Annotated in this window: 1 protein-coding gene; it reads right to left on the bottom strand. The window is 76.2% G+C overall.

From position 1 onward, the window contains the following. Positions 1-689: protein kinase domain-containing protein (locus tag CFP71_RS40985; RefSeq protein ID WP_167406469.1), on the bottom strand; the 689-nt coding region annotated here is incomplete at both ends.

Here is a 689-nt window from a genome sequence, read left to right on the forward strand (position 1 = left end):
CTCGTCCGATCTGCTTGGCGTCGGTGCTCTTGGCCTGGGACGGCCGCATCGGGGCGGCCGCGGACGGCGGTGGGCTCACCGCGGCGACCGGGCGCGGCGGCGTGTTCGGCGGGGCGGCCTGCGAGCGCATCGGGATGAACGCGGCCGTCGGCGTGTGCTGTTTGGCGGGCGGAGGCGGCGGTGTCGCCGCGGCCGACTGGGCAGGGCTCTCGGTCCGCTGCCACGGCGGCCGCTCTCCGAGGGGATTGCCGCCGCCCGGCGTGTGGGGGGCGGCCGGCTGTCTACCGCCGCCCGCTCCGAAGAGCCGCGGCGACGCCGCCACTCCCGAACCGGATTCGTTCGCGGCCAGCGCGGCGAGACGCTCGCGGGCCTCGGCCATGCTCGGGCGCTCGGTCGGCTCGGTGCGCAGGAGGCTCATCAGCAGCGCCGTCGCGCCACCGGCCTGCTGAGGCGGGTTGATCTGCCCGTTCGCGGCCGCGTACAGCAGCGCGAGCTGGTTGGAGCTGTTCCCGTACGGCGTCTGGCCCTCGATCGCCTGGTAGAGCGTCGCGCCGAGCGCGAAGACGTCGGAGCTGGGGACCGGGTCCGAGCCGCGCGCCAGCTCGGGCGCGAGGTACGCCGGGGTGCCGCCGATCAGGCCGGTCTGGGTGAGCGTCATGTCGCCGGCCGCGCGCGAGATGCCGAAGTCG

The organism is Amycolatopsis thailandensis (genome assembly GCF_002234405.1).
Lineage (GTDB): Bacteria > Actinomycetota > Actinomycetes > Mycobacteriales > Pseudonocardiaceae > Amycolatopsis > Amycolatopsis thailandensis.